Raw genomic sequence first — 25,134 nt, 5'->3', positions numbered from 1 at the left:
GCGGCAGTCTACGCAGGGCCGGCGGGCGTGGCATGCACGCCCGCCGGTTTCTGGACCGTGGAAGGGATCAGAAGTGCATCTGCGCGCGCAGTTCGAAGATTTCCGGGGTGCTGTGCACGCCACGGCGGCTGGCATCGACCTTCACGTAGTTCGCCTGGAACTTGAAGTGGCTGGTCAGGTACCAGTTGGCGCCCACGGTCAGGTCGTGCTGGCGGCCGCCGAGGATGCTGCCATCGTCCAGATCCAGGCGGCTGTAGCGGGCCAGCAGCTCGACCGCGCCGTAGCTGTGGGCCGGCTTGATGTTGGCCACCGCGCCGGCGTTGTACGGGCGCGATTCGCCGGTCAGCACCCAGCTGGCCATGGCGTACTCGCCATTGCCGGTGTAGTCGGGCAGGCCCTTGCGGGTCACCGTCGCCTGCAGGGCTTCGGCCTGCAGCGAGAACGGGCCGCGGATCCAGATGCCTTCCAGGCCGGTGCGGCGGATCTGGTCGGCGGTGACCAGGGCGCCGGAGTCGACCAGGCGGATGTCGGTCAGGCCGGCTTCCGGGCGCGCGCGCAGGCGGGCGCTGGCTTCGTGGTGCACGTCGCGGCCGTCGCTGTAGCCGCGCGGGTTTTCCTGCGAATAGGCCAGGCCCAGGTGGACCACATCGCCCGGTGCCTTCACCGGGGTCCAGACCGCGCGCACGGCCTGGGTGGTGCCCGGGTTGTCACCCTGCAGGTCCTTGCCGCCGTAAGCGCCAGCCTGCAGCAGGTACTGCGGGCGTTCCAGCACCCATTCCACGCCGGTGCGGCGGCCTGCGTAGAAGGCCTGCACGGGCAGCGCGGTCTCCAGGAAGCTGCCGGCGCGCGAGGAGGTGTTGGCGTCCAGGCCGACCGGGGTCTTCATGTAGCCGAAGCGGAAACGGCCGACGTCACGGCCGAAGAAGGCCTTGCTCTCGAAACGCACGAACACGTCCAGCCAGGTGTCGGCCTGGAAATCGTAATAGACCATCGCGTCGTACACGCCCTTCTTCTTCAGGGTCGCGCCGAATTCCTTGCGACGCACCGCGTCATCGTCTTCGATGCCGCTGGCCGAGGAAAAGTCGTTGTAGTCGTAGGCGATGTTGGCGGTGGCAGCCAGCTCGGTACCGTCGCTGAAGGCGTACTTGGTCGGCCAGTTGTCGAAATCGGCGGCGGAAGCGAAGGCGGGCAGGGTGGCCAGCGACAGGGCCAGCAGGGTCGGAATCGGGCGCATGGTGGTGCGGCTCTCTCTCTCGGATGCGTGTGGACAGGACAACAACGGCCGCAATGGCCGGAACTTTCGCAGGGGGGCGCCCGATCGTTCAGGTCGGGCCGGCGGCCGTGCCCGGGACAGGCGGTACGGCGCCAGTGTAGGCACCCGCGCCACCTGAACCGGGGGGCTAGTACCAATAGGTTATCTGCGCTGGCGTGCCCGGCGCGTACAAAGGCGTCCATTGGTCGCACCTCCGCACACGCCGTGCCGGGCCTGCGGCCAGATCCACGGAGGCGGTCCCTGTGCCATCAGGGGCCGTTCGCGACAGAACTCTCCCCTTCCGGAGTCCGCCATGCACATCCCGACCACCCCGGCGCTGCCCAGCAAGCCGCTGCCGCTTTACCGCCAGCTGTACTTCCAGGTGATCGTGGCGATCATCCTGGGCGCCGTCCTCGGCCATTACGAGCCGTTGATCGGCGAGAAGATGAAGCCGCTGGGCGATGCCTTCATCAACCTGGTGAAGATGATCATCGCGCCGGTGATCTTCCTGACCATCGTCACCGGCATCTCCGGCATGACCCACCTGCGCACGGTGGGCCGCGTCTTCGCCAAGGCGATGGCGTACTTCCTGTTCTTCTCCACCCTGGCCCTGATCGTGGGCATGATCGTGGCGCACGTCGTGCAGCCCGGCGCGGGCATGAACATCAACCCGGCCGAGCTGGACCAGACCGCGGTCCACAGCTACGTCGAGAAGTCGCATGACCTGACCCTGGTCGGCTTCCTGATGGACGTCATCCCGAAGACGCTGATCAGCGCCTTCGTCGATGGCAACATCCTGCAGGTGCTGTTCGTGGCCGTGCTGTTCGGCATCGCGCTGGCCTCGGTGGGTGAGAAGGGCAAGCCGATCGTGAACTTCCTGGAGGCGCTGGTCGCCCCGGTGTTCAAGCTGGTGCATATCCTGATGAAGGCCGCCCCGATCGGTGCCTTCGGTGCCATCGCCTTCACCATCGGCAAGTATGGCGTGGGCTCGCTGATCAACCTGGCCTGGCTGGTGGGTTCGTTCTACCTCACCGCCTTCCTGTTCGTGGCCGTCATCCTGGGCGTGGTCTGCCGCCTGTGCGGGTTCTCGGTGTTCAAGCTGGCCCGCTACCTGAAGGCCGAACTGCTGCTGGTGCTGGGCACCTCGTCCTCCGAATCGGCGCTGCCGTCGCTGATGGAGAAGATGGAACGCGCCGGCTGCAGCAAGTCGGTGGTCGGCCTGGTGGTCCCCACCGGCTACTCGTTCAACCTGGACGGCACCAACATCTACATGACCCTGGCGGCGCTGTTCATCGCCCAGGCCACCAACACCGAACTGACCCTGGGCCACCAGATCGCCCTGCTGCTGGTCGCCATGCTCAGCTCCAAGGGCGCGGCCGGTGTCACCGGTGCCGGCTTCATCACCCTGGCCGCCACCCTGGCCGTGGTGCCGGAAGTGCCGGTGGCCGGCATGGCGCTGATCCTCGGCGTGGACCGCTTCATGAGCGAATGCCGCTCGCTGACCAACTTCATCGGCAATGCGGTGGCCACGGTGGTGGTCTCGCGCTGGGAAGGCGCGCTGGACCGTGACCGCCTGAAGCTGGCGCTGGACGGCCGCGAGAGCGAGCTGCCGCCGCCGGTCGATGCCGTGCCGGAGGCACTGCCCGCCAAGGGCTGACACAGGTGTGTGGTACTGCGGGGCCGGTCACGTGAGTGGCGCGGCCCCGCAACGTTTCAAGGCGACCCATGGCTGTCATGGGCAACGCCGAAGCTGGTCCCCGGACCCGTCGCATACGGCACGGAATTGTGCGGTCGCAGCATGGTTGCGACAGGATAGCGACAGGTCCAGGCCCTCCAACGGGGGTATCATCCCCTGTCCCCCTTGCCCATTCATTAATCCAAGTCGATGTCCAACGAAGATTTCAAACAGGCCGCCCTCGATTACCACCGGATGTCCCCGCCGGGCAAGATCAAGGTCTCTGCAACCAAGCCCATGCTGACCCAGCGCGACCTGTCGCTGGCGTATTCGCCGGGCGTTGCGTACGCCTGTGAAGCGATCAAGGCGGACCCGCAGCAGGCCAGCGAGCTGACCGCGCGCGGCAACCTGGTGGCGGTCATTTCCAACGGCACCGCGGTGCTGGGCCTGGGCAACATCGGCGCGCTCGCCGGCAAGCCGGTCATGGAAGGCAAGGGCGTGCTGTTCCAGAAGTTCGCCGGCATCGATGTGTTCGACATCGAAGTGGACGAGACCGACCCGGACAAGCTGGTCGACATCATCGCCTCGCTGGAGCCGACCTTCGGCGGCATCAACCTGGAAGACATCAAGGCCCCGGAATGCTTCGTGGTCGAGCGCAAGCTGCGCGAGCGCATGAAGATCCCGGTGTTCCATGACGACCAGCACGGCACGGCGATCATCGTCGGCGCAGCGGTGCTCAACGCCATGGCCATCACCGGCAAGAAGATCGAGGAAGTGAAGCTGGCGACCACGGGCATGGGCGCCGCCGGCATTTCCTGCGTGAACATGCTGGTGCAGCTGGGCCTGAAGCCGGAGAACATCCTGGCCTTCGACCGCGAGGGTGTCATCCACACCGGCCGTACCGACCTTGACCCGGAAAAGCAGCGCTATGCGCGCGACACCGACAAGCGCACCCTGGCCGAGATCGTCGACGGCGCGGACATCTTCCTGGGCCTGTCGGCCCCGGGCATCCTGACCGCCGAGATGGTCAAGACGATGGCACCGGATCCGGTGATCTTCGCCCTGGCCAACCCGACCCCGGAAATCATGCCGGAACTGGCGCGCGCCGCCCGTCCGGACGCGATCATCGGCACCGGCCGTTCGGATTACCCGAACCAGGTCAACAACGTGCTGTGCTTCCCGTACCTGTTCCGCGGCGCGCTGGACGTCGGCGCCACCGCGATCAACGAGGAAATGAAGATCGCCTGCGTGCGCGCCATCGCCGCGCTGGCCCGCCGTGCGGCCACCGACATGGGCTCGGCCTATGGCGGTGACACCCCGAGCTTCGGCCGTGAATACCTGATCCCGCGTCCGTTCGACCGCCGCCTGCTGGTGGAGCTGTCGGCCGCCGTGGCCCAGGCCGCGATGGATTCGGGCGTGGCCGCCCGTCCGATCGCCGACATGGGCGCCTACCGCGACAAGCTGGCCCAGTTCGTCTACCGCACCAGCCTGATGATGAAGCCGGTCTACGACCGCGCGCGCAACGACAAGCAGCGCGTGGTCTACGCCGAGGGCGAAGAAGAAGTGGTGCTGCAGGCAGTGCAGAACGTGGTCGACGAAGGCCTGGCGCACCCGATCCTGATCGGCCGCCCGGACGTCATCGAGTCGCGCATCGAGCGTCTCGGCCTGCGCCTGAAGGTCGGCGAGAACATTGAAGTCACCAACATCAATGACGACCCGCGCTTCAACGAATACTGGCAGTACTACCACGGCCTGACCGGCCGCCGCGGCGTGACCGTGGCCGCGGCGAAGAACCTGATGCGTTCGCGCCCGACCCTGATCGCCGCCGTGATGGTGGCCCGTGGCGAAGCCGATGCGATGCTGACCGGCATCGTCGGCCGCTTCCACAAGAAGCTGGGCTACGTGCGCAGCGTGCTGCCGCTGGAGTCGAAGGTCACCTCGACTTCGGCCATGACCGGCGTGATCAACCAGCAGGGCGTGTTCTTCTTCGTGGACACCCACGTGCAGGAAGACCCGACCGCCGAGCAGCTGTGCGAGGCGACCCTGCAGGCCGCCTACCGCATGAAGCTGTTCGGCATCGAGCCGAAGGTGGCGCTGCTGTCGCACTCCAACTTCGGCAGCCACGATTCGAAGGACGCGCTGAAGATGCGCCAGGTGCGCGAGATGTTGCTCAAGCGCAACCCGCGCCTGAACGTGGACGGCGAAATGCAGGGCGACACCGCATGGGATGAAGCCCTGCGCCAGAAGCTGCTGCCGGGCTCGACCCTGCAGGGCCGTGCCAACCTGTTCGTGCTGCCGAACCTGGAAGCGGCCAACATCGCCTACAACCTGGTGCGCGTGTTCACCGACGGCGTGGCGATTGGCCCGATCCTGATGGGCGTGAACAAGCCGGTGCATATTCTCACCACCAGCGCGACCTCGCGCCGCGTGCTGAACATGACCGCGATCGCCGCCGTCGATGCACAGATCCGCAAGCAGCTGGAAGCGGAAAAGAAGGCGTAAGCCCTCGTTCCCGCGACCGCAGCAGAAACGCGCCCTACGGGGCGCGTTTCTGTTTCCACCCGGCGGAAAGGGTAGTGCCGGCCGCTGGCCGGCATTCCGCGCCGTTCAAATGATCCGCAGCAGCCGGCCAGCGGCCGGCTCTACCGGGCCGTCGGCGCATCCATTCGCGGCCCGGCGTACGCGCTCCACAGCGCAGGCAGTGCCTTGCCGGTGTGCGTCTGCCACAGCGCCGGTGTGTACTGGCCGGCACGCAGCGCCTTGTCCAGCGCCAGCACAAGGCCGGGATGTCCGCCCTCGGCCCACTTCAGGAACGCGCCGGTCACCCGGTAGCCGCTTTCCACGGTCTGGCCCGCGCCGACCTTCTGCGGCAACGCCCAGCCGGCGGCGGCATTGCCCATGCCGTAGCGGTCGCGCGCGTAATCAGCGATGCCTTCCACCAGCCAGCCCGGCACCTGCTGGTCGCCGTAGCTGGGATAGCCCTGCACGATGTGCATTGCTTCGTGCGTCACCAGGTCCAGGTCAGCCGGATGCTTGGCCAGCCAGCCGGGGTTGATGGTGACGGTGGCCGCCTTCTCCTTGTCCCCCACATAGGCCACGCCGTCGTAGCCGGGGTCGATGACGATGCCGACCCGGCTGGGCGCGGCCGGATGGAAATCCGCCCGCTCGCGCAGGTAGGCCGAGAAGAAGGTCTCGATGATGCGCGCGCGCATCGGTGCATCCAGCGCGTCGGTGGCGTCGGTGTAGTGCAGGGTCACGCCCTGGCGCATCTCGGTGGTCTCCAGGGCATGCGCAGGCATGCTGGCGAGGGCGGCAGACAGGGCGGTGGCGGACAGCAGCAGTCGGAACGCAGTCATCGGTTTCCTCAACGGGCCAGGGTGGAAGCGGGGGCGAGCAGTTCGATCTCGGCCAGGGCCAGGCGTCCCGGCGCGCCGAGGCGCAGGCGGTACTCGGCATGCCGGGCAGGCGTGGCGATGCGGAACGGACGGGTCTGGCGGGGCGAATCGAAGGTCTCGCCGCTGCGTTCGTCCAGTACGACCCACGCGCCGCCATTGCTGCGCGCTTCCAGGGTCCAGCTGCCGCCACGGATCGCACCGTCGCCGCTGGTCAGCGTGTACATCGTCGGCGCGCCATCGCCCACCGCAGTCAATGCAATGGTGGCACCGGCGCCCAGCGGCACGGCCGTGGTCGCATCGTCATCCAGCAGCGCCGGCACGGCACGGCCATCGGCCAGCGCCGCACGGGCACCGTTGCCGAGCAGGTCATGCAGCATCTGCGGGCGCTTGCCGGGCGCGGTCAGCGAACGCGGCACATCGTCGGCACCGCTGCCCCAGCGCGACGGCTGCGGGCCCATCACGAAGTCCAGCGTCGCGCCCTTGGCGATCACCTCGTGCGGCACCCACGTCTTCGTCCACGGCTTGCCGTTGATCTTCAGCGACTGCACGTAGACGTTCTGCGCCGAGTTGTTGGCCGCGTTGACGGTCAGCACCGCGCCGCCCTGCAGTTCCACCCGGGCGTGCTCGAACGCCGGCGAGCCGATCACGTACTCCGGCGCGCCCATGCGCAGCGGGTACAGGCCCAGCGAGGCCAGCACGTACCAGGCCGAGGTCTCGCCGTTGTCTTCATCGCCCGGGTAGCCTTGGCCGATCTCGCTGCCGACATAGAGGCGAGACAGGATCTCGCGCACGTGCTGCTGGGTCTTCCACGGCTGCCCGGCGTACAGGTACATCCACGGGATGTGGTGCGCCGGCTGGTTGCTGTGCGCGTACATGCCCATGCGCACATCACGCGCCTCGGTCATTTCGTGGATGGTGCCGCCGTAGGAGCCTGCCAGCGCCGGGTCGGCGGTTTCCGGGGTCGAGAAGAAGGTGTCCAGCTTTGCCGCCAGCTTGTCGCGGCCGCCGTACAGCGCGGCCAGGCCTTCGCCGTCGTGCGCGGCGGTAAACGCGAACGTCCAGCCATTGGATTCGGTGTAGTCGTAGCCCCACACGCGCGGGTCGTAGGCCTTGGCATCCAGGCGCCAGCTGCCATCGGCCTTGCGGCCCTGGAAGAAACCGGCGGCCGGGTCGAACAGGGTCGAATAGCCGGCCGCGCGGTAGCGGAAGTACTCGGCCTCGGTGGTGTAGCGCTCGCGGGCGGCCTTGCTGGTCGCGCGCTTGGCCAGGGCCTCGGCCATGTTGGCGATGCCGAAGTCGTTCAACGCGCCTTCCATCGTCCACGACATGCCTTCATGCACGTCGGCGCTGGCGTAGCCGCGGAACGTCGAACGGTCCATGCCCTTGCGGCCGACGTGGCGGTCCGGCGGCACCACGGTGGCGTTCTTCAGCGCGGCGGCATAGGCCTCGGCCGGGTCGAAGCCACCGATGCCCTTCAGCCAGGCATCGGCGAAGGCCACGTCCGAGCTGGTGCCGACCATCAGGTCCGCATAGCCCGGCGAGGACCAGCGCGCGATCCAGCCGCCCGCGCGGTACTGCTCGATGAAGCCCTGCACCAGCTTGCCGGCATCGTCCGGGGTGAACAGCGCATAGGCCGGCCACGTGGTGCGGAAGGTGTCCCAGAAGCCGTTGTTGACGTACACCTGGCCATCGCGCACCGGTGCGAAGCTGCGGGTGGCGCTGCCGTCGGTGTTGTTGTCCTCGGCGCTGGCCTGGCTGGCATAGCGCCAGTCGGGCGCGGCGGCGGTGCCCGCATTCTCGTGGCCGGAATTGGGGTACAGGTACAGGCGGTAGAGGCTGGAATACAGCGTGGTCTTGGCATCGTCGCTGGCATTGCCGATGTCGAAGCGGGCCAGGCGTGCGTCCCAGGCGTCCTGCGCGCGGCCGGCCACGCTGTCGAGCGTGTCGGCGGCGGCGATTTCCAGGTCCAGGTTGTGCCGCGCCTGCTCGACCGAGATCAGCGAGGTGGCGATGCGCATGGTCACCTGGCGGTCGCTGCCGGCGTCGAACTTGATGTAGCCGGTGGGGCGGCCGGTGTCGATGCGGCCGCTGCTGCGCCACGGCTTGTCGAAGCGGGCGACCACGTACATGCGGGTCGCACCATTGGACAGCCCGCTGCGGGTGTCGGTGTAGCCGCTGAGGGTCTGCGTGGCTGCATCCAGGGTCAGGCCGCCACGTGCATCGACGTTGTCGAACAGCAGGTTGGCATCACCGCCCTCGGGGAAGGCGAAGTGGAACAGGGCGGCATGGTCGGTCGGCGCGATGGATGCGGCGATGCCGTTGTCGAAGCGCACGTCGTAGCGGTACGGCCGCGCGCTTTCATGGCTGCGGTCGAAGGACAGCGCGCGCTTGCCACGGTCGGCCTCGGGTACGCCGCTGCTGGCCGACGGCATCACCTGGAAGGTCTGGCGGTCACCCATCCACGGGCTGGGCTGGTGGCTCAGTGCCAATGCCTGCAGCTGCGGGCGGTTCTTCGCATCGTTCTGCTCGTTCCAGCGGTACAGCCAGTTCAGTGCACCGGCATCGGTCACCGGGGTCCAGAAGTTGAAGCCGTGCGGTACCGCGGTGGCCGGGAAGTTGTTGCCACGCGAGAAGGTGCCGTTGGCCTGGGTGCCGCGGGTGGTCAGCACCCAGTCCGAGACCCGCTGCGGCACGGTGCGCGGCTGCGCATCCAGGCGCACGTCGTCGATCCAGCCGGACACCGGCGCGCCGTCGGCGCTGGCCACCTCCAGTTCGATGGCGACCACGCGGCGGCCGCGCAGCGCCGGCACATCGCCCAGGCGCACCGCCTTGCGTGCCCACTGCTGCGGGTACAGCGTCTTCGATTCGCCCTGCGCGCGTGCACCCAGCGCGATGCCGTGCTGGTCGCGCGCGCTGCTGGCGGAAACGCGGCTGCCATCGTCCAGGCGCAGGTCCAGCGAGACATGGGTGGAGGCCACGGTGTCCTTGCCGACGATCTCCGGCAGCACCAGCCAGGACAGGGTGGTATCGGCATCGATGGCCAGGTCGGTGCTGAACAGCTCGCGCCGCGCGCTGCCACCGGCGGCCTGGTAGTGCAGGGCGCGCAGGCCGCTGTAGCCGACGTTGGGCTTGGCGGCATAGGGCTCGGCCGGGCCGTTGCCGATTTGCACCTGCAGGGTGCCGCCGGCCTTGTCCGGTGCCGGCTCACCCGCTTCGAACGAGGTCTGCAGGCCCTGCGCCAGTGCGGGCAGGGCGGGGGTGGCGCAGGCCAGGGCGAGGGCAAGCGGAAGCAGGGCGCGGCGCGGATCGGACAGGGTCATGCAGGGTCTCCCGGTAGGGCAGGCGGCAGGCAGAACCCGCATCGGCACGCACCACGGACAGCATCGCGCCCGCCGCCCAGGGGGCAGTGGAAAGGGGCGATGCCGGTCCGGTGGGGGTCGGGCCATGCGATCGGGTCAGGGTCGGAATCGTCCCGATCCTGCCTCAGCCCGTTGCCCCCTGACAAGTGCAATTAGTTCGATCCAAATCCGGCAAAACCGTTTCATTTCAAATTATTGACAGGTGACCTTGGATCGATTTAAAAGTGCGCAGCTCACCCCCTGTACCGGAATGCCCCGCATGTCCTGATCCGGGCCGGCGCTGTTGCCGCCCTGCTGTTACCCGCCACTGCCGTCCATCCACGACCTTCCCGTCCGCCCCCCACCGGCTGGACCGTCATCCGCCTCTGGAGAGAGCTTGATGAAACCCCGGTTGTTGTCGTTGTTGATGTCGTCGTTGCTGTTGTCGCCGCTTGCCGTACAGGCCCAGTCCGCTCCGCAGGGGGAGGGCGCCGATCCGCCGCGCACCCGCGACCTGGATGCGGTCAAGGTCACCGGCTCGCTCATCCCCCGCGCGCAGGTGGAGGGCCCCTCGCCGGTCACCACCATCACCGCCGAGCAGATCCAGGCGCAGGGGTTCACCACCGTGTTCGACGCGCTGCGCTCGCTGCCGGTGTCGAATGGTTCCGTGCAGGATTCGCAGGGCACCGGGTTCTACACCCCGGGCGCCAAGACCATCAGCCTGTTCGGCCTGGATCCCAGCTACACCCTCACCCTCATCAACGGGCGGCCGATCAACAGCTACCCGCTGGCGTACAACGGCAACACCAGCATCGCCGACATCGCCAACATCCCGCTGGGCATGGTCGAGCGCATCGACGTGCTCACCGGTGGCCAGTCGTCGGTGTACGGCTCCTCGGCCATTGCCGGCGTGGTCAACATCGTGCTGAAGGACCGCGTGGAAGGCACCCACCTGCGCTACCGCGTCGGCGGCTACAGCCAGGGCGGTGGTTCCAGCCAGCGCTTCAGCGCCAGCAGCGGCCAGACCTTCGGCAACCTCGATATCAGCTACGGGCTGGAATACACCAACCAGAAGGCGATCTACGCCTTCGACCGCAGCCGCATCGACAGCGTCAACGACAACCCGACCGGCCCGCAGGATCCGTCGCGCAGCTTCCTGCGCATGCGCATGGGGCCCAATGCCTACATCGATCCGGGCGCAGCCACCTGCGCGCCCCTGTCGGACCTGTTCGGTGGCAGCACCGTGTACGCGCACCGTGATATTTCCGGCGGTGGCTATTACTGCGGCACCCCCGACAACGTCGGCACCGCCTCGCTGTACAACTCCAGCCAGGACGTCAACGCCACCACCTTCCTGCGCTACCACGTCAGCCCGGATACCGAGCTGTACGCGGACGTCCTGTTCGGCTTCGGCCGGCCGACCTACAGCGGTGGCAGCCCGTTCTGGAACAAGACCTTCTACAACCAGACCAGTGGCCAGTACGAACAGTGGCAGCGCATCTATGCGCCGGAGGAAGTCGGCCTGGATGCCAAGGACCAGCGTGTCTACACGCGCTCGCTGAATGTCACCGCCGGCGTGCGCGGCGTGCTCGGTGGCTTCGACTACGACGTCTACGTCAACCGCTCCAGCACCGATGTCACCCGCAAATCCACGGACTTCCTCGCCAGGAACGGCGTGGACGATTACTACCTGGGGCCGATGCTGGGCATGCAGGATGGCTACGAGGTCTACGCGCCGGACCTGTCGCGCCTGTACCAGCCGATCACCCGTGACCAGTACGACAGCTTCAGCGGCCTCAACCGTGCTGCTTCCAGCGCCTCGCGCACGGCAGTGACGGCGCTGCTGACCGATCGCTCGCTGTTCACCCTGCCGGCCGGCGACGTCGGCTTCGCGCTGATCGCGCAGGGCCAGCGCGAGAAGTTCTTCAACCAGTCGGCCGATCCGAATGCGGGCGTGCTGTTCCGCGGGCAGACCGCCGGGACGTCGGCGCAGGGCCAGCGTGACCTGTACGCGCTGGGTGCAGAACTGCAGGTGCCGATCTTCGATACGTTCAGCGCCAACCTGTCCGGCCGCTACGACAAGTACGCCCTGCAGGGCGGCGGTGGCAACGGCAAGGCCACCTGGAAGCTGGGCCTGGAGTACCGGCCGATCGAATCGCTGCTGCTGCGCGGCAGCTACGCCACCGCGTTCCGCTCGCCGGACATGTTCTACCTGTTCTCGCGCGAAAGCAGTGGCTACACCACCAACACCGATCTCTACCAATGCCGGCAGGCCGGCTACACCTCCGACAATTTCGACGAGTGCGACCAGTCGGGCCTGTCGGTGCTCTCCTCCAGCACCGGCAACCGCGACCTGAAGGACATCACCGCGCGCACCTTCACCTATGGCGTGGTGTGGTCGACGCTGGACAACGCCCTGACGATGTCGGTGGACTACAACTCGGTGGTCATCGAGAACGAAGTGCGCATCCTCGGTACCGACAGCATCCTCGACACCGAGGCCAACTGCCGGCTGGGGGTCTCGGAAAACGGGCAGACCCAGTTCGACATCACGTCGCCCACCTGCCAGCAGGTGCTGGGCCAGGTGCAGCGCAAGCCGGCCACCGATCCGCTCAATCCGAACGGCGTGGACAAGGTGTTCTCCTATCCGATCAACATCGCCAGCCAGCGCCAGAACGGCGTGCAGGCGGCGCTGGACTATCGCTGGAACACGCAGTCGGTGGGTGATTTCGCGGTCAATGCCGGCTACTACCGGCCGCTCAAGCACACCACCCAGGACAAGGAAGGCGACCCGGTCTACGACCAGTTGTGCTGCGCCAATTCCAACGAACTGCAATACCGCGCCACGCTGGGGGTGAACTGGAAGCGCGGGCCGTTCACCGCCAGCGCCTTCGGCATACGCAATGCGCCCTCCTGGGACAGCCGCGGCGAGCAGCGCAACATCGGCCCGTGGACCACCTGGAACGCCACCGTCGGTTACCGCATCAACGATCTGGCCAGCCTGCTGCTGACGGTCAACAACCTGACCGACGAGATGCCGCCGATCGACCGCAGCAACGGCAACTGGCCGTACTACGACCAGGGCATCTACAACGCCTTCGGCCGTTCGGCTTTCCTGGAACTGTCGCTGGACTTCCAGTAAGCCGGTGCGCCTGGACCCCGGGGCCGGCCAGCGGCTGGCCCCGGCAGGCGCCTGCGGCGGGGGCAAAGGGCAGGGGGCGGCCGGGGTGCCGCCCCAAGGTGCTAGAATCGCAGGCCTCGCAATCCGTTCATCGACACCCGCCATGAGCCATACCGCCACCGCGCCCGCCAACGCCGAAAAGCGCTACACCGTGCACCGCAGCGACCTGCCGCTGAGCTGCCCGACCCCGGAAATGGCGCTGTGGAACTCGCATCCGCGCGTGTACCTGCCGATCGAAGACGAGCCCAATGGCGAAGCGCAGTGCCCGTACTGCGGTTCCACCTTCGTGCTGGCCGACTAAGCAGGCCCGTTGATGCGCCGACTGACCGTGGTGCAGTTGCTGCCGGCGCTGCACTCCGGTGGCGTCGAGCGCTCGACCCTGGAAATCGCTGCGGCCCTGGCCGCCGCCGGCCATCGCGCGCTGGTGGTGTCCGCCGGTGGCCGCCTGGTGCAGCCGCTGCTGGACAGCGGGGCCGAGCACCTCACCCTTGATATCGGCCGCAAATCGCTGCTGACCCTGCGCCACCTGCCCACCCTGCGGCGGTTGTTCGCCGAGGTCGGCGCAGACATCGTGCATGCGCGTTCGCGCCTGCCGGCGTGGCTGGGCCTGTACGCGATCCGGGCGATGCCCGCCGCGCAGCGCCCGCACTGGGTGACCACCGTGCATGGGTTGAATTCGCCCAGCCGCTACAGCGCGGTCATGACCAGCGGCGAGCGCGTCATCTGCGTGTCCAGCACAGTGCGCGACTACGTGCGCCAGCATTATCCGACGGTGCCGGAACAGGCCCTGCAGGTCATTCCGCGCGGCGTCGATGCCAGCCAGTTCCCGCGCGTGGCCCGTGCCGACCGCCGGCCGCGGCTGGCGCTGGCTGCCGAGTACCCCTGGCTGGCCCAGGTCGACGGCCCGCTGCTGCTGCTGCCGGGCCGCGGCACCCGCCTGAAAGGCCATGCGCATGCCCTGCAGCTGCTGGCCGGCGTGCGCGCTGCCGGCGTACCGGCGCAGCTGTGGATGCTGGGCACCGATGAGCCCGGGCGCGAAGCCTACGTAGCCGAGCTGCGCCGCCAGGCGGCCGCGCTGGGCGTGGCCGAGGCAGTGCAGATCACGCCCCCGACCGCGCGGATCGCCCAGGCCTACGCCGCCAGCGATCTGGTGCTGCAGCTGTCGGACAAGCCCGAAGCCTTCGGCCGTACCGTGGTCGAGGCGCTGTCGGTCGGACGCCCGGTGCTGGGCTGGGACCATGGCGGCGTGGGCGAACTGCTGCAGCAGCTGCAGCCGGCCGGCGCGGTGCCGCTGGGCGATGCCCGGGCGCTGGGTGAACGTGCGCTGGCCCTGCTGGCACAGCCGCCGTCCTTGCCGGGCCGTATCCCGTTTACCCTGCAGGCCATGCAGCGCGACACCCTCCGTCTCTATGCCGACCTTGCAGGCTGACGCCGCTCCCATCGCGGGTGACGCGCGCGCCGGGCGCTGGGCGCCGTGGTGGGTGCTGGCCTATGTGGCCCTGTGGCCGTTGCCGGGCATCGCCGAGACCGTGCTCGGCCTCGGCGCGGTATACGCCGCGGTGCGCATGGTCATGCGCCGCCTGCAGCGCCGGCCGCACCTGCTGACGCCCGCCGCATGGGCACTGACCTCGATCCTGTTCCTCGGCTACTGGCTGCCGCAGGCATTCTCGGCGTTCGATGCGATCGACCCCGCCGCCTCGTGGACCAAGGCCGCCGCCGGCCTGCGCTACCTGCCTTTCATGTGGCTGGTGGCGATCGCCGTGGCCACGCCGCAGCGGCGGCGCCTGATCTTCGGTGGCCTGGCGCTGATCACCGCGCTGTGGACGCTGGATGCGCTGGTACAGGCGGTGGCGGGCACCAGCCCATGGTTCTGGTCGCTGCAGCAGCTCAAGCTGGCGGTCAGCGGCCATGCGCTGTGCCCGGCCGAGGAGATGGCGCTGGCCGACCGCCTCAGCGGTCCGCTGGGGCCGTGCAACCTCAAGTTCGGCCAGGTCCTGGCCAGCCTCTCGCCGTTCCTGCTGCTGCCGGCCGCGCGCCGCTTCGGTACGCCGGGCTGGCTGCTGGCCGGCGCGGCGCTGGCCATCGTGCTGCTGCTGGCGGGTTCGCGCGCGTCCTGGATCACCTTCGCCGTCATCGTCGCCTACAGCGGCGTGCGCCAGCTCGGCTGGAAGCGGCTGGGCCTGCTGGCGCTGGCCGGCCTGCTGGCGTCGGCGGCGCTGACCGCCAGCGTGCCGCAGCTGCGCGAGCGCGTGACGCGTACCGCGATGGCCTGGGATGGCGGCACCGATGGCGTCGACCAGGCGTTGTCCGGGCGCGCCCGCATCTGGAGCGCGGCCGGCTGCATGATTGCCGGTCACCCCATCAACGGCGTCGGCGCACGCGGCTTCCGCGATGCCTACCCGCAGTGCGTGGACGAGCAGGGGCCGGCGGTATGGGGTGCCGAACCGGCGCTGCACGCGCACCAGATCGTGCTGGAAATCCTCGCCGAAACCGGCGTGCTCGGCCTGCTGCTGTGGCTGGCTGCCGTCGCCCAGGCCTGGCGTGCCTGGCGCTTCGCACCGCCGGCGGCACGCGAGCGCGCACGCCCGGCGATGCTGGCGCTGGCCGCCACCGTATTCCCGCTCAACACGCACCTGGCGTTCTATTCCGCGTTCTGGGGCGGGGTGACGGTGCTGCTGGCCGCGTTGTTCGTCGGTACCCTGCTGGCCCGCGAACCGGACGACGTACCAAAGGCCGCGTGATCGCGCATCCACGCATGGCGTGGATCTACTGCGATTGCCGGATGGGCATCCACGCATGGCGTGGATCTACCGCGATTGCCGGATGGGCATCCACGCATGGCGTGGATCTACTGCGATTGTCGGATGGGCATCCACGCATGGCGTGGATCTACTGCGATTGTCGGATGGGCATCCACGCATGGCGTGGATCTACTGGATTTATCCGCGCGTGGCGTGGATCTTCCGCGGGCGTTGCAGTAGATCCACGCCATGCGTGGATGGAGCTTTCCCGACACCAATACGGGCAACCTCCCAATACCGACGCTCGCGTGCATACCGCACGCTGGCGCCATGGCCAGCCCAAAACTCCGCTACGGTCGCCACTCCAGCACCGGCATCGTGTACTCATTGACCACGACCACCATTGGCCGTGAACCGTTCTTCGCCGATGCAGACAACGTCGCGGTGCTGGTCGACGCCCTGCGCTTCGTGGAACGCGCCGGTGTGAGCCACAGCCTTGCCTGGGTGGTGATGCCCGACCACCTGCACTGGTTGATGGAGCTGCAGACGGGCACCCTGGCCGAATGCATGTCGCTGCTCAAATCCCGCAGCAGCCGTCTGCTGAACCAGCAGCTGGGTCGGCGCGGCGCACTCTGGCAGCACGGGTACCACGACCACGCGGTACGCACCGACGAGTCATTGCACGAGAAGGCGATGTACATCATGGCCAATCCGGTGCGTGCCGGGTTGGCGTGCGAGTTGGGGGAGTACCCCTATGCGTGGTGCCGGTGGCCGTTGTGAAACGGTGGCGTCGGCTGGACATCATCCACGCATGGCGTGGATCTACTGGGCGACGTACATCCTGGCCAACCCGGCCCGCGCGGGATTGTTGTAGATCCACGCCATGCGTGGATGGCGTGGTGACGGGCGCGGCCGGACATCATCCACGCATGGCGTGGATCTACTGGGCGACGTACATCCTGGCCAACCCGGCCCGCGCGGGAGTGTTGTAGATCCACGCCATGCGTGGATGGCGCGGTGACGGGCGCGGCCGGACATCATCCACGCATGGCGTGGATCTACTGGGCGACGTACATCCTGGCCAACCCGGCCTGCGCGGAAGTGTTGTAGATCCACGCCATGCGTGGATGGCGCAGTGACGGGTGCGGCTGGACATCCCCGGTCCGCGCGGGATTGTTGTAGATCCACGCCATGCGTGGACGGCGCGGTGACGTGCGCGGCTGGACATCATCCACGCATGGCGTGGATCTACTTGTAGAAATCGCTGCGGCCGCCCGGCTGGCGCTTGAAGCGCCGGTGGATCCACAGGTACTGGTCCGGGGCCTCGCGCACCATCTGCTCGATGGCCTGGTTGACCCGCGTGGTATCGGCTTCCACGTCCTCGCTGGGGAAGTTCTCCAGCGGCGCGCCGATCTTCAGGAAGTACTTCCCGCCCTCGCGGCGGTGGAAGTAGGGGATCACCGCGCAGCCGGTCATCCGCGCCAGCTGATGGGTGGCGGTGATGGTGGCAGCGGTATGGCCGAAGAACGGCACGAACACGGTGTCCTTGCCGCGCATGTCCTGGTCCGGTGCGTACCACAGGAATCCGCCCTTCTTCAGGTGGCGCACGGTGGCACGGATATCCTCGTTGGCGTACATCGCCTTGGCATAGCGCAGCCGGCCGAACTTCACCGCCCACTCGTACACCGGGTTCTTGTGCTTGCGGTACATGCCCGACAGGTCGACGTGGTCACACAGCAGGCGGCCGCACATCTCCAGGGTCATGAAGTGGCCCGATACCAGCAGCACGCCGCGGCCTTCGGCCTGCATCTGCTTGAGGTGTTCCAGCCCTTCGATCTGCACCTGCGGGCGGATGCTGTCGATGCTGCCCCACCACGAACGCGCGCATTCGAAGATGCCCACGCCGAGGGCGTCGAAGCTGTCCCGCACCAGGCGGTTGCGCCAGGCCTCGTCCTTCTCGGGGAAGCACAGCTTGAGGTTGACCTCGGCGGCACGGCGGCGGCTGCCAAGCGTGCGCCAGGTGATCCAGCCGACGCCTCGGCCGAGCGCGCGCTGCAGCATCCAGGGCAGCCGGGCGATGCCGAACGCGGCGAACATGGCCGCGAACATCGGCCAGTTGCGGGGATCGGCCAGGGACGGGCGGACGGCGGTAGAGGCATCGGACATGCCGCCATTCTACCAACCCCGCCGCGTGTCTTTCCCGGGGGGCTCCCGTATCCTTGCTGCATGCGTAAAGACCCTGTCGAATGGATCCTGCGCGGCCTGTATTCGGCCGTGCTCTACATCCTGCTGCCGATCACCGTGTACCACCTGGTGTGGCGCGGCTTCCGGGTCCGTGAATACTTCCGGCGCTGGGATGAACGCTATGCGTCCTACCCGCAGCCGACCGGCCAGCCGCGGGTCTGGCTGCACGCGGTCTCGGTGGGCGAGGTCAACGCCGCCGCGCCGCTGGTCAACGCCCTGCGCGAGCAGCGCCCGGACATCCGCTGGGTCATCACCACCATCACCCCGACCGGTTCAGAGCGGGTGCGCGCGCTGTGGGGCGACGCGCTGGACCACGTCTACCTGCCGTACGACGTACCGGGCAGCGTCAACCGCTTCCTCGGCCACTTCCAGCCCAGCCTGGCCCTGATCCTGGAAACCGAACTGTGGCCGAACATGCTGTTCGGTTGCCGTGACCGCCGCATCCCGGTCTACATCCTCAACGCCCGCCTGTCGGCCCGCTCGCTGCGTGGCTACCGGGTGCTGGCCGCACTCATCCGCCGCGCGCTGCGCACGGTCACCTGCGTGGCCGCGCAGTCCGACGACGATGCCGCGCGCTTCGTGCAGCTGGGCGCAGCGCCGGAGCAGGTGCAGGCGCTGGGCAACCTGAAGTTCGACATCACCACGCCGGACGTGCGGCCGTTCGTGGCCCAGTTCCACGCGAAGGTGCCGGCCACGCGGCCGGTGTGGATCGCGGCCAGCACCCACGATGGCGAAGAGCAGGCGGTGATCGACCTGCACCGGCGCCTGCGCGAGCGCCATCCGGACCTGCTGCTGCTGTGGGCGCCGCGCCATCCCGAGCGCTTCCCGAAAGTGGAAGCGCTGGCCCGCGAGCAGGGCTGGAGCGTGGCCACGCGCCGTGCACAGCAGTGGCCGGGGGCCAGCACCGAGGTGTTCGTCATCGACACGCTGGGCGAACTGATGCCGTTCTACGGCTGCGCGCAGGTCGCCTTCGTCGGCGGCAGCCTGCAGGCCATCGGCGGGCACAACCTGCTGGAACCGGCGGCGATGGGCACGGCGGCGGTCACCGGCCCGCACCTGCACAACTTCGCCGAGATTTCCCGGCGCATGCGCGAGGCCGGGGCGCTGCTGATCGGCGAGGACGTGCAGGCGGTGGGCGACCTGCTGCAGCACCTGCTTGATGATGCGCAGGCCCGCGAGGACATGGCGCGGGCCGGCTGCACCCTGGTGAGCAACGGGCGTGGCGCCCTGCAGCGCACGCTGGCGCTGGTCGCCCCGCACCTGCCGCCACCGCGCGACTGACGCGAGGGCGGGGTGCCGCACAGGCACTGTCGCGTTCAACAATTTCAAGCCTGCTTGATGACGTCCGCACTGTCGTAGCCGGGCCGCCAGGTGCTGCCTCGCGTGCGTGCCATCACAACGCAGCACACGTTCGGCCGATTCTGATTCCGTCTCGTTGCCCGGGCTGCCAGCCTGATGTCGACCACGCTTGGGCGGCATCAAGGGAGCTTGTGATGAAGGACGACAGCGGTGCCGATCCAGGCAGCGGGCGCGCGGCATTCGACCGGTTGGGCAGCGACCACCTGCTGGTGCTGGCGCTGACCCTGCTGATCGGTGGCAGCGTGATCGCGCTGGTCGGGCAGAACACCGCGGCACGGGCAGGGCCGGCCATCGTCCTGAGCCTGCTGCTGGCCGCCGCAGGTACGGCGCCGCTGCTGTTCTGCCTGCGCGAAGTGATGCGCCGCATGCCCGGTGGGGCCGGGCTGCCGGCAGCGCTGCTGGACGTGTGCGGGCCGCGGCCTGCAGCCGTCCTGCTGGGCCTGCTGCTGCTGGATCTGCTGGCCACCCTGGCCGGCGCCGCGCAGTCGGGTGCCCACCACCTGTACGCGACCGTCAGTGCGCTGGGCCAGCCGCCGCAGCGCTGGCTGCCGATGCCGCTGGCAGCGGCGCTGGGGCTGTTGCCGGTGGGCGTGGCGGCCATGCTGCGCCCGCGCCGGGCGGTACGGCTGGCCTGCGTGCTGCTGAGCGTGAAGTTGGGCCTGGGCCTGCTGCTGGTCCTGCTGGCCGCACGCTACGTGCACTACGGCAACTGGGTGCCGTGGATGCCATCATCCACCGGGCCGCACCGGTTCGGGCTGGGCGGCGTGGTGGCCGCGGCCGTGCCCCTGCTGGGGGTGTTTGCCAGCGCCGGGCTGCTGCTGGGCATGGCCCCGCGGGTGCAACAGCCCCATCGGCAGCTGACCCGGGTGGGCGGTGGCGCCGCCCTGGTCGCGATGCTGATGCTGATGGGCCTGGCGGCGCTGCAGTCGGGCCTGGTGCAGTTCGCCGCGCTGGACAGCACGCGGCCACTGTCGGTGGCCGTGCAGGGCGTGCCGCACCTGCAATGGATGTTGCCGCTGCTGCCGCTGGCGGGCTGGGCCGGGCTGGTAGCGCTGCAGGTGGTGGTGCTGCTGCTGATGATGGACCTGCTGCCGGCGCTGTGGCGGCGGTCGGGCGGCGGCGCTGATGATCGCGACCCGGGCCGGGTGACGCTGGCCTTCGGCGTGGCGGCGCTGGCCATGCTGCTGGTGCCGTGGCTGCCTGAGCGCGAGGTGCTGCCACCGGGCTTCGGCGCGCTGCCGGTGCTGGCGGTGCTGTGCCTGGGCCTGTTGCGCCCGTACCCACAGGTGCCACCGCGTCGCGTGGCGATGATCCGCCTGCTGGCGTCGTTGGCGGCGTTGTTGTGCCTGGCGCCGCTGGCCCGGCAGATCCTGCCTTGGCTGGGGTAGGCACGGGATCGCGCACGGCAGCCACGCATGGCGTGGCTCTACTGCAATCAACGCCTCCCTCCAGTGGATGCACGCGCAGTCGGTAGATCCACGCCATGCGTGGATGCACGCGCACCCGGTAGATCCACGCCATGCGTGGATGCACGCGTACCCGGTAGATCCACGCCATGCGTGGATGCACGCGTACCCGGTAGATCCACGCCATGCGTGGATGCACGCGCAGCCGGTGGATCCACGCCATGCGTGGACGCACGCGCAGCCGGTGGATCCACGCCATGCGTGGATGCACGAGCAGCCGGTGGATCCACGCCATGCGTGGATGCACGCGCACCCGGTAGATCCACGCCATGCGTGGATGCACGCGCAGTCGGTAGATCCACGCCATGCGTGGATGCGCATCTCGCGACCCGCGCCCACAAAAAAGCCACCCTTGCGGGTGGCTTCTTCGTTCTACCGGAAGGCGACGGCTCAGTTCGTGGTCGTCGCCGGGTTGCCGGCATCCTGGGTCAGCAGGCGGTTGATGTCCTGCAGTTCCGCCACATCCAGCGCACCCAGCGACTGGCTCAGCAGCAGGCGGTTCTGCAGGAAGGTGTAGCGCGCGTTGGCGTAGTCCAGCTGCGCCGAGAACAGGATGCGCTGGTTCTGGATCACGTCCAGCACGGTGCGGGTACCCACTTCCAGGCCGACCTGCGATGCGTCGTACGCGCTCTGTGCCGAGACCACCGCCAGGCGGCGGGCTTCCACTTCGCTGATGCCCTGCACCAAGGTCTGGTAGGCATTGCGGGTGTTGCGGTCCAGCGCACGCTTCTGCTGCTCGTAACCGTCCTGGGCGATGTCACGCTGGGCCAGCGCCTGGCGCACGCCGGACTGGGTGGCACCACCGGAGAAGATCGGCACGCTCAGGGTCAGGCCGATGCTGTTGGTGCGTGCATCCGGGGACAGCGAACCGGCACCGGTGCTGTCGCCCCAGGTTGCGCTCTTGCCCCAGCTGCCGCCCAGCGACAGGGTCGGATAGTGGCCGCCACGGGCCGCCTGCACGCCGGCTTCAGCCGCGCTGACCTTCAGTTCCTGCGCCTTCAGCGCCGGGTTCTGGCTGGTCGCCTGCTGCACCAGTTCACTGATGTTGCCGCGGTTGGCCGGCACTTCCGGACGGAAGTCGGCCGGCAGGCCCTTCAGGTTCATCACCGGCTGGCCGGTCAGTTCGGTCAGGGCCTGGTAGTTGTCGGCCAGGGTGTTCTGCGCAACGATGGTGTTGGCGCGTGCCTGGTCGTACTGGGCACGCGCTTCGTGCACGTCGGTGATCGGCGCCAGGCCCACTTCCAGGCGCTTGTCGGCGAAGTCGAACTGCTTCTTCGCGGCCGCTTCATTGGTCTGTGCGGCGTTCAGCGATTCGATCGCCACCAGCACGTTGAAGTAGGCCGCCGAGCTGCGCACGATCAGGCTGTCGTTGGCCGAATCGAGGGTGAAATCCGCCGCCTTGCTCAGCTCGCGCTGCGAGCGCAGGTTGCTGATCTGCGTCCAGTTGAACAGCGTCTGGCTGCCATCGATCGTGTAGTTGCGGCGCTTGCTGGTGACCGAACCGGAGTTGGCATCGGCATTGGCTTCGCTACGCGAACGGTTCAGCGAGGCCGTGCCGTTGATCTGCGGCAGCAGCGCGGCACGCGCCTGCACGGCGCCTTCCTTGTCGTACAGCCGGGTCGATTCGGCGGCCGACAGTTGCGGATCGCCATTGCGTGCCATTTCGTAGACCTGCAGCAGGTCGGCGGCATGGGCGGACAACGGCAGCAGGGCAGTGGCCAGCGCAACAGCGAGGGATCGGCGGATCATTGCGGCTTCCTTGGACTCAGAGGTGGAACTGGGGGGCCGGGGCGGCACCACGCAGGTAATCGATATCGGTTTCAAACAGCGATTCGGTGCTGCCATCGGCCTTGACCAGCAGGGCTTCCATCGCCGGCGAGCGGCCATGGATCACGAACAGGCGACCGCCCGGACGCAGCCACGAGGCGAACTGTGACGGCACGACGTCAACCGCGCCAGTGACACAGATCACGTCAAAACGGCGTTCGGTCTGCCAGGCCAGCGCATCGGCCACTTCGACGCGGACGTTGGTGCCCAGGCCGGAAGCGTCCAGGCGGGCGCGCGCGGCGGCGGCCAGTTCCGGGTCGATTTCCAGGCTCAGCACGTCGCGCGCCAGCGCGCCGATGCAGGCAGCCAGGAAGCCGCTGCCGGTGCCGATTTCCAGCACTTCGTCACCCGGCTGCAGATCCAGTGCCTGCAGGGTACGGCCCTCGATGACCGGCTTCATCATCTTCTGGCCATTGCCGATCGGCAGTTCAACGTCGGCATAGGCCAGCGCCCGGTGCGCGTCGGCGACAAAGGCCTCGCGCGGCAGGCGGGCGAGGACGTCGAGCACCTTGATGTCCAGCACGTCCCAGGGACGGATCTGCTGTTCCACCATCAGTTCGCGGGCGTGGGCGTAATCAATCGTCATGAGGTTCAAATCCAGCGCAGTGGGCCGGCCATTTTACCGGTGCCGGAGGCCGGCGGCGCGCCCAGAGCATCAGCTTTCGGGCGGCCGGGGTCGCAGTGCCGGAAGTCATCGCGACCTCCGGTTCGTTCAGTTTGGTGCTTCAGGCGCTTCCAGGCCCTCGCGGCGCATAGGCGCGCAGGAAGAAATCGACGCTGTCGGGCACGTGGCTGGAAGCATCGCACTGCCCCGGTGACAGCGGCATGCCGCACATCCGGTTCATATGCACTTCGCCCTTGATGAGGGTCAGGAACTGCTGGCCCGCCAGCCGGCAATCGGGGATTTCCAGCTCGCCGCGCGCGGTGCGCGAACGCAGGAAATCGGCCAGCGCCTCGCAGGTTCGCTCCGGGCCGGCCTGCCAGAACAGTTCGCGCAGCCGTTCGTCGGTTTCCGGGGCCATCATCACCCGCTGCACCGAGATCGCCGCGTCGGAGGTGATCATCTCGAAGAAGGCCTGGCCGATGCCCAGCAACTGGTCGCGCAGCGGGCCTTCGGCATCGGCCACGAACAGCGCGTCCGGCAGCATCTCCATGCACTTGGACTGCACAGCTTCGGTGAAAAGCGTCTCTTTATCGCCAAAATGGCTGTAAACGGTCAGCTTCGACACACCCGCCTGGGCGGCGATGCTGTCCATGCTCACGCCGGTATAGCCCTGCTCGACGAACAGGGTCTTGGCTGCTTCAAGGATCGCCGCGCGCTTGCCGAGGTCCTTCGGACGCCCGGGTCCGGCGGCCTTGGCAGCAGGCTTGGCCGACGCTTTGCGGGAAGTGGGAGAACTCATTGGCGTAATACTAGACCAACCGGTTCGATATTTATACTATACCGGCCAGTTTACTAAATTGGGGCCTGCGCTCGTGCGGGCTCCCCCGCGTTTGAACCCTGCGTTTTCAGGACGTTGACCGATGAAGAGCGTGCGCTGGCTGGGCGGTATGGTGTGGGTGGTGGCGCTGGCCGCCTGTTCGGGGCCGGAGCAGGCGCCGCAGGCGGCGGTGCCGGTGCTGGTGGTGCATCCGGGCGAGCAGGCCGGGCAGGGCACGGCGTCATTCCCGGGCGCGATCCGTGCACGCCAGGAAAGCCCGCTGTCCTTCCGCGTGGGCGGCAACCTGGTCAAGCGCCACGTCGATGCCGGCCAGCGGGTGAAGCAGGGCGATGTGCTGGCCGAGCTGGACGTGGCCGACTTCGCGCTGCAGGCGCGCGCCTCGCAGGCGCAGCTGGCCGCGGCCGAAGCCGACCTTGCACGTACCCGCGATGACCTCAAGCGCTACCAGGTGCTGGCCGACCAGCAACTGGTCAGCCGCTCGCAGCTGGACCAGCAGAGTGCTGCGTTCAAGGCGGCGCAGGGCCAGGCCAACGCCGCCCGTGCCAACCTCGATGTGCTGCGCAACCAGGCCGGCTACGCCCAGCTGCGCGCGCCGGCCGACGGCGTGATCGCCAGCCGCGAGGCCGAGGCCGGACAGGTGGTATCGGCCGGCCAGACCATCTTCAATCTGGCCGCCGATGGTGCCCGCGAAGTGCTGATCGATCTGCCCGAAGCGACCTTCCGCGATTACGCCGTGGGCCAGCCGGTGCAGGTGGAACTGTGGAACCGGCCGGGCCAGCGCCTGCCGGGCACGATCCGCGAGATTGCCGCGGCAGCCGATCCGCAGGCCCGCACCTATGCCACCCGGGTCAGCCTGGCCGCCGACGCGCTGGCCGATGTCGAACTGGGGCAGAGCGCGCGGGTGTTCAGCAGCGCCGGCCGCCCGGGCACGCTGCAGCTGCCACTGGCCGCCCTGCAGCGAGGTGCCACCGGCGCTTCCAGCGTCTGGGTGGTGGACCCGTCCAACAGCACGCTGAAGCAGGTGGCCGTCACCACCGGTGCCTATGGCAGCGACAGCGTGCCGGTGCTGTCCGGCGTCGGTGCCGGTGACTGGGTGGTGGCCGCCGGTGGCCACCTGCTGCGCGCTGGTCAGCCCGTGACCGCCGTGGACCGGCAGAACCGCCCGGTGCTGAAGCCAGCCACGCCGGCCGCTGCGCCGAAGGCCAAGGAGTAAG

At 68.4% G+C, this 25,134-nt stretch carries 17 protein-coding genes; 10 read left to right on the top strand and 7 right to left on the bottom strand.

Features of this window, described 5'->3' with window-relative positions; genetic code table 11:
* Positions 1 to 67: 67 nt before the first annotated feature.
* On the bottom strand, positions 68 to 1,234 hold the full coding sequence (locus tag C1927_RS17495; RefSeq protein ID WP_079223216.1) for a porin: 1,167 nt from the start codon (positions 1,232 to 1,234) through the stop codon (positions 68 to 70).
* Between the two features lie 331 nt (positions 1,235 to 1,565).
* On the opposite strand from C1927_RS17495, the gene C1927_RS17490 reads away from it, so the two are divergent.
* Positions 1,566 to 2,909, top strand: a complete 1,344-nt coding sequence (locus tag C1927_RS17490) for a dicarboxylate/amino acid:cation symporter (RefSeq protein WP_079223214.1) — start codon at positions 1,566 to 1,568, stop codon at positions 2,907 to 2,909.
* A 228-nt stretch (positions 2,910 to 3,137) separates the two neighbouring features.
* Positions 3,138 to 5,429 (top strand): NADP-dependent malic enzyme, encoded by a 2,292-nt coding sequence (locus C1927_RS17485; protein ID WP_079223212.1) that lies wholly within the window; start codon positions 3,138 to 3,140, stop codon positions 5,427 to 5,429.
* A gap of 140 nt (positions 5,430 to 5,569) precedes the next feature.
* Here the strand turns inward: C1927_RS17485 and C1927_RS17480 are convergent, their stop codons facing one another.
* Positions 5,570 to 6,226 (bottom strand): basic secretory family protein, encoded by a 657-nt coding sequence (locus C1927_RS17480; protein ID WP_237772108.1) that lies wholly within the window; start codon positions 6,224 to 6,226, stop codon positions 5,570 to 5,572.
* A 65-nt stretch (positions 6,227 to 6,291) separates the two neighbouring features.
* Positions 6,292 to 9,642 carry a GH92 family glycosyl hydrolase gene (locus C1927_RS17475; protein WP_079223209.1) on the bottom strand — a complete coding sequence of 1,117 codons (3,351 nt, stop codon included), beginning with the start codon at positions 9,640 to 9,642 and terminating at the stop codon, positions 6,292 to 6,294.
* 418 nt (positions 9,643 to 10,060) lie between these two features.
* On the opposite strand from C1927_RS17475, the gene C1927_RS17470 reads away from it, so the two are divergent.
* The 5 genes from C1927_RS17470 (at position 10,061) to C1927_RS17450 (ending at position 16,362) form a co-directional block, all read left to right on the top strand.
* Positions 10,061 to 12,802 (top strand): TonB-dependent receptor, encoded by a 2,742-nt coding sequence (locus C1927_RS17470; RefSeq protein ID WP_079223207.1) that lies wholly within the window; start codon positions 10,061 to 10,063, stop codon positions 12,800 to 12,802.
* A gap of 142 nt (positions 12,803 to 12,944) precedes the next feature.
* A complete protein-coding gene (locus C1927_RS17465; RefSeq protein WP_079223205.1) occupies positions 12,945 to 13,142 on the top strand; it encodes a zinc-finger domain-containing protein in 198 nt (65 codons plus the stop codon).
* Positions 13,143 to 13,154: 12 nt separating this feature from the next.
* Complete coding sequence (locus C1927_RS17460) at positions 13,155 to 14,270, top strand: glycosyltransferase (RefSeq protein ID WP_108747329.1); 1,116 nt, start codon at positions 13,155 to 13,157, stop codon at positions 14,268 to 14,270.
* Positions 14,251 to 15,582: an O-antigen ligase family protein gene (locus C1927_RS17455; protein ID WP_079223201.1), complete on the top strand. Its 1,332-nt coding sequence runs from the start codon at positions 14,251 to 14,253 to the stop codon at positions 15,580 to 15,582. The genes C1927_RS17460 and C1927_RS17455 overlap by 20 nt, the downstream gene beginning before the upstream one ends.
* Before the next feature lie 330 nt (positions 15,583 to 15,912).
* A complete protein-coding gene (locus C1927_RS17450; protein ID WP_108747328.1) occupies positions 15,913 to 16,362 on the top strand; it encodes a transposase in 450 nt (149 codons plus the stop codon).
* A 468-nt stretch (positions 16,363 to 16,830) separates the two neighbouring features.
* Here the strand turns inward: C1927_RS17450 and C1927_RS17445 are convergent, their stop codons facing one another.
* The gene (locus tag C1927_RS17445; protein ID WP_079223198.1) at positions 16,831 to 17,748 is read right to left on the bottom strand and encodes an LpxL/LpxP family Kdo(2)-lipid IV(A) lauroyl/palmitoleoyl acyltransferase; all 918 of its coding nucleotides are present in this window, start codon (positions 17,746 to 17,748) and stop codon (positions 16,831 to 16,833) included.
* Between the two features lie 60 nt (positions 17,749 to 17,808).
* Between C1927_RS17445 and waaA the strand changes: the two genes are divergently transcribed.
* Complete coding sequence (gene waaA, locus C1927_RS17440; protein WP_079223196.1) at positions 17,809 to 19,107, top strand: lipid IV(A) 3-deoxy-D-manno-octulosonic acid transferase; 1,299 nt, start codon at positions 17,809 to 17,811, stop codon at positions 19,105 to 19,107.
* A gap of 212 nt (positions 19,108 to 19,319) precedes the next feature.
* Positions 19,320 to 20,573, top strand: a complete 1,254-nt coding sequence (locus tag C1927_RS17435; RefSeq protein WP_079223194.1) for a hypothetical protein — start codon at positions 19,320 to 19,322, stop codon at positions 20,571 to 20,573.
* Positions 20,574 to 21,041: 468 nt separating this feature from the next.
* On the opposite strand, the gene C1927_RS17430 is transcribed toward C1927_RS17435, so the two are convergent.
* From C1927_RS17430 to C1927_RS17420, 3 genes are all read right to left on the bottom strand, one after another.
* A complete protein-coding gene (locus C1927_RS17430; RefSeq protein ID WP_079223192.1) occupies positions 21,042 to 22,400 on the bottom strand; it encodes a TolC family outer membrane protein in 1,359 nt (452 codons plus the stop codon).
* A gap of 16 nt (positions 22,401 to 22,416) precedes the next feature.
* Entirely contained in the window at positions 22,417 to 23,064 is a 648-nt protein-coding gene (locus C1927_RS17425) for a protein-L-isoaspartate O-methyltransferase (protein WP_079223190.1), read from the bottom strand.
* Positions 23,065 to 23,203: 139 nt separating this feature from the next.
* Positions 23,204 to 23,881: a TetR/AcrR family transcriptional regulator gene (locus C1927_RS17420; RefSeq protein ID WP_079223188.1), complete on the bottom strand. Its 678-nt coding sequence runs from the start codon at positions 23,879 to 23,881 to the stop codon at positions 23,204 to 23,206.
* 121 nt (positions 23,882 to 24,002) lie between these two features.
* Between C1927_RS17420 and C1927_RS17415 the strand changes: the two genes are divergently transcribed.
* Positions 24,003 to 25,133, top strand: coding sequence for an efflux RND transporter periplasmic adaptor subunit (locus tag C1927_RS17415; protein WP_108747327.1), 1,131 nt, complete (start codon positions 24,003 to 24,005; stop codon positions 25,131 to 25,133).
* The last annotated feature ends 1 nt before the right edge of the window (position 25,134 follow it).

Origin of the sequence: Stenotrophomonas sp. ZAC14D1_NAIMI4_1 (genome assembly GCF_003086775.1) — a bacterium.
In the GTDB taxonomy this organism is placed as follows: Bacteria; Pseudomonadota; Gammaproteobacteria; order Xanthomonadales; family Xanthomonadaceae; genus Stenotrophomonas.
The sequence above is the reverse complement of the archived record's forward strand: the minus strand, read 5'-3'. Positions and strand labels throughout refer to the sequence as shown.